Here is a 4359-nt window from a genome sequence, read left to right on the forward strand (position 1 = left end):
AAAGGATTAGCAGTTTGTATGGAATTAGGAAATGAAGAGTATGTATATCATTTCAATATTTTACGTTCTCTTAATGAAGATGAAGCAATTAAACTATTAGAAGAAGAAGTGAATAAAAGTATTCCGTACTTCGAAAAACAGGGTTTATGGGATTTTGTAGAGGAATATGCAGAAGTATTAGCGGTTCGCTTCCGCAAATTGAATGAGCATGAAAAAGTTAGTGATTATTTCGATGCATGTTACGAAGCGAAACAAAAATTACTAAGCAAAGGGGCGTTAAAATAATGAAGAAGCTTGTGTTAGCGATATTAGGATTAGTTATAGCATTATCATTTAGTAACAATACAGGTGATACACAACATGCTTTAAAAAAGGAAGAGATTATACAATACTCACATGCTGATCATTTTTGATTGCTAATTAACAAGGGGACTCCAATTATGGAGTCCCCTTGTTAATGGGGTAATGATTTGATTCCTTTTAGTATAACAATATTTGTAAAAAATGTATAGGTATTCTAAATTTATAAGAGTGATAATTTGATAATGAAGAATATATATTAAGTTGGGATTCCTTTTTAAATATGCTTTCTATCACAATTTGAATCATTGAATTGTAATTAAATATTTTAATAACGCAATAATAGTTCTTATAGTGGGACTATTATTGTGTTATTTTTCGTTAGATAAATAATTTCACATACCGTAAAGATAGATATATGTAATCCAAGACCTAAAAAGAGGATGGAAGTTAGAATTTGAAATGATTTTCACAGGATTTCGTTTAAGGGTTCTATGAATCCGTATGTGTGATTTTTAGTAACTTTAGTGTAATTGTATTAATTTCAGTTGTATGTACCGTTAAAAACGAAAATAAAGATCCGTTTTTCAGAAGAGGGCTTAAAGATATCATTACACAACAATTTATAGTAAATATCTTTATAATTTATGATTTAAATATTAAAATTTATAATTTGTCCAATTGACATGCCCATCTTTGGGTGCTACGTTTTATACTGGCGAAAGATTTACGAGGTTTATTACTTGGGGGCAAAGTTTGCTTCTTCTAGGCGATATACAACTAGATAATCTAATGCTATGAACCGTACGTAGAGAGGGAGAAAATAAACATGTTAAAAAAAGTAATGCCTATTATGGCTGCTGTTTTAGGAGCTAGCTTTTTACTCACAGCGTGTAGTAGTGAAAAGAAAGAAAATACAGCAAATGCAAATGATAAAGATTCAAAAACACAATCCATTCATTTACCGTATATGGCGGAAATCCCAACGATGGATGTCAGCAAGGCAACTGACGGTGATTCTATGAATGTAATGAAAAACGTATTTGAAGGTTTATATACATTAGGGGAAGGAAATACGGCAATACCAGCAGTAGCAAAATCGTACGATGTGAGTGAAGATAAAAAAACATACACATTCCATTTGAGGGATTCAAAATGGTCAAATGGAACACCTGTAACAGCTGAAGACTTCGTGTTTTCTTGGAAAAGAGCTGTGAACCCTGATACAGCGGCAGAATATGCGTTTTTATTCTTTGATATAAAGAATGCAAAGAAAATTAATAGTAAAGAGTTACCTATAGATCAGCTAGGGGTAAAAGCAATAGATGATAAAACATTAGAAATACAATTAGAACAGCCTGTTCCCTACTTTATAGATTTGACAACGTTCGCAACGTTCTTACCGATTAATGAGAAGTATTTTGAATCAAAAGGGAAGCAGTATGGTTTAGAAGCAGATCAATTAGTTTATAATGGAGCATTTACGTTAGATAATTGGAAGCATGAACAAGGTTTTCAGTTAAAGAAGAATCCGAATTATTGGGATGCTAAAACAGTTAAGTTAGACGAAATCAACTTTGATATTGTAAAAGATAAATCAACAGAAATAAATTTATATGAATCAGGTCAAATTGACCGTGTAGGACTAACAGGTGAATTTGTAGATAAATATAGAAAGAATCCTGACTTCAAGGAACGCTCTGAAGTTACTGTCCAGTTTTTACGTATGAATCAAAAGAACGAAGTATTAAAAAATAAAAATGCTCGCTTGGCTATAAGTCAGGCAATGAATAAGAAAGCCTTTGTAGATACAGTGTTAAACAATGGTTCACTCCCTGCGGATGGTTTTATACCAGTTAATTTCGCTAAAGGAACAGACGGGCAAGACTTCCGAAAAGAAAATGGAACGTTAGTAAAAGACGATGTGAAGGCAGCAGAGGAGAACTGGAAGAAGGCAAAGCAAGAACTTGGGAAAGAGCAAGTAACATTAGAATTATTAACAAGTGATAATGATTTAGCCAAGAAGAATGCGGAGTATTTAAAAGGTGAGTTAGAAAAGAATTTAGAAGGGTTAACGGTCAACGTTAAGCCGCAGCCACGTAAACAACAAATTCAATTACTTCTAAATAGTGATTACGAATTAGGGGTTGATGTATGGTCTCCTGATATTCCTGATCCAATTACATTTTTAGATTTATTTACGACGGACAGTACCTATAACTTTGATAAGTACTCAAATAAACAATATGATGATCTAATTCATGAAGTGAAAACGAATTTAGCTGGTAATGAGAAAGCTCGTTGGGAAGCGATGAAGCAGGCTGAAAAAATATTAATAGAAGATGGAGCGGTCGCACCTTTCTACCAACTAGGTAGATCATACTTACAACGTTCTTCTGTAAAAGGCATTGTCACGAATGATTTTGGTGGAGAATTTAATTATAAGTGGGTTGAGTTGGATAATAAATAAAATCTGCTCTAAAAAAGGCTGATAAAAACTCTTTTTGATAGAGGACTGAAATGAATATTCCAGTTTGTGTATGTAGTAGATGAAGTTAGGGATGGTAATAGAATTATGGATAGGAGATTTAGATTAACAGAAGAAGAAGAACTAGAATTTCAGGAGTTTATAAAATCAGATCAATTTGCTGAAGCTTTAGCAATTTCTTGGAGGTATGGATGCAAAAGAGCAACTTACTTTTCTATAAGAAATAAAAGAAAGGATGTACCCATTCGTTTTTGTGAATTGATTGTTGGAAGTAATTCAGTCAGTCATTTTTCTAGGAAAAAGGAAGATAAAATAGATTTTTGGCACACACTAATTAACCTTAGACATCCTTTCTATAAGATGATTCTAGAGATGGGCTGGACTTCCATTCAAGAGAAGAATCGAATTTTTCCACAAGGTGAATTTAATGAAAAAGTATTTGTTTCCACATACATAAAATTATCGCATGATTTAATGGTACTAACGGAGAAAAGGAAGAATCGGAGTTATATAAGACCTAGATTGCGTATACATGGATCAGAAGATGTACTTAGTAATATCAATAGAATTTTATATCAAGAATTAGGTGTTGGGGTGAAGAAGTTACAAACCGATCATAAAATACCACAGGCGAAAGTAATTTCTTTTCAATCAAAGAAGGAAATTCCGTGTATTCTAGAATTTGCAGGGGCTATGGAAAGTTTAGATAAGTTTCATAGTTTACGTTTGGGTTATATAGATAATTTGAAAACAGGTGAAAAATTAGAGTTTTAAGTAGGACTCCATGTTTCTTTTTTAATAAACTCATAGAATAAAAAGGTTTAATAGAAAAAAATGGATTCCGATTAAGGACTCCATTTTAGTTACAAGTACTGTAGGGATATAGTATAATTCTAGTAAGGTATATTGCATTAAAGAAGTTTCATATTCTTTAGCTGTGATTATAAATGGAGTGTAGAGGTAGGATTCTGCACTCTGTTTTTTTATGTTCTCCTATAAGTCTTCTAACATAATCAGTTGCAATTTGCATTAAACAAATTGATAAATCTTGTCTTAGGTAATTGTACAGTTGCAGTTGCCTTCTTATATAATCTTGTTCTTTTTGACTAAAGTTATTAATCATACTAATGACAGTGTCGTATTCAAAAAAGAAGTATTTTTCATTTGCTTCTATAACAAATACATCATTCTTGATTGGGTGATTTTTGAAAAATGTTTCAAAGAAAGAAACTTGTTTTTTATTTTCTTTTAGTGCATTCATGATTCACTTCTCCTTTTAAATTAAATGAGTTGCAGCATATGTAATTAAGCAGATCACTAAAATAACACCTATGAAAGTTGTAAATAGAGCAAGAAATCCAAGAGCAAACCGATATAAGAAATAAGCACCAAGTATAATTGCTATTATGACTCCGATTATGGCAGCTAATGTCCCGATTGTATGTATAGAAATTACGTTAAAAAATACTAAGCATATGACAACTAAGGCAATAATAGTAAGGGTTCTCATGAGAAACCTCCTTTGTAATTTAAATTTTTAGGATACAAAGATACAAAGATACAAAGATACA

5 protein-coding genes and 1 pseudogene are annotated in these 4359 nt (G+C 31.8%); 4 read left to right on the forward strand and 2 right to left on the reverse strand.

Features of this window, described 5'->3' with window-relative positions; translation table 11 throughout:
• From BLT20_RS29895 to BLT20_RS29905, 4 genes and pseudogenes are all read left to right on the forward strand, one after another.
• Positions 1 to 285 (forward strand): annotated as a pseudogene (locus tag BLT20_RS29895) (tetratricopeptide repeat protein); the annotation flags it as partial.
• Positions 285 to 413, forward strand: coding sequence for a hypothetical protein (locus tag BLT20_RS31235; RefSeq protein WP_016097334.1), 129 nt, complete (start codon positions 285 to 287; stop codon positions 411 to 413). The pseudogene BLT20_RS29895 and the gene BLT20_RS31235, both read left to right, overlap by 1 nt.
• 716 nt (positions 414 to 1129) lie before the next feature.
• The gene (locus BLT20_RS29900) at positions 1130 to 2770 is read left to right on the forward strand and encodes a peptide ABC transporter substrate-binding protein (protein WP_016097335.1); all 1641 of its coding nucleotides are present in this window, start codon (positions 1130 to 1132) and stop codon (positions 2768 to 2770) included.
• Between the two features lie 66 nt (positions 2771 to 2836).
• Complete coding sequence (locus BLT20_RS29905) at positions 2837 to 3562, forward strand: hypothetical protein (protein ID WP_016097336.1); 726 nt, start codon at positions 2837 to 2839, stop codon at positions 3560 to 3562.
• A 157-nt stretch (positions 3563 to 3719) separates the two neighbouring features.
• On the opposite strand, the gene BLT20_RS29910 is transcribed toward BLT20_RS29905, so the two are convergent.
• Both BLT20_RS29910 and BLT20_RS29915 read right to left on the reverse strand, forming a co-directional pair.
• Positions 3720 to 4049: a hypothetical protein gene (locus BLT20_RS29910; protein WP_016097337.1), complete on the reverse strand. Its 330-nt coding sequence runs from the start codon at positions 4047 to 4049 to the stop codon at positions 3720 to 3722.
• A 15-nt stretch (positions 4050 to 4064) separates the two neighbouring features.
• The gene (locus BLT20_RS29915) at positions 4065 to 4298 is read right to left on the reverse strand and encodes a hypothetical protein (protein WP_016097338.1); all 234 of its coding nucleotides are present in this window, start codon (positions 4296 to 4298) and stop codon (positions 4065 to 4067) included.
• Positions 4299 to 4359: the final 61 nt, after the last annotated feature.

It is taken from the genome of Bacillus sp. cl96 (assembly GCF_900100505.1).
Taxonomy (GTDB): Bacteria; Bacillota; Bacilli; order Bacillales; family Bacillaceae_G; genus Bacillus_A; species Bacillus_A cereus.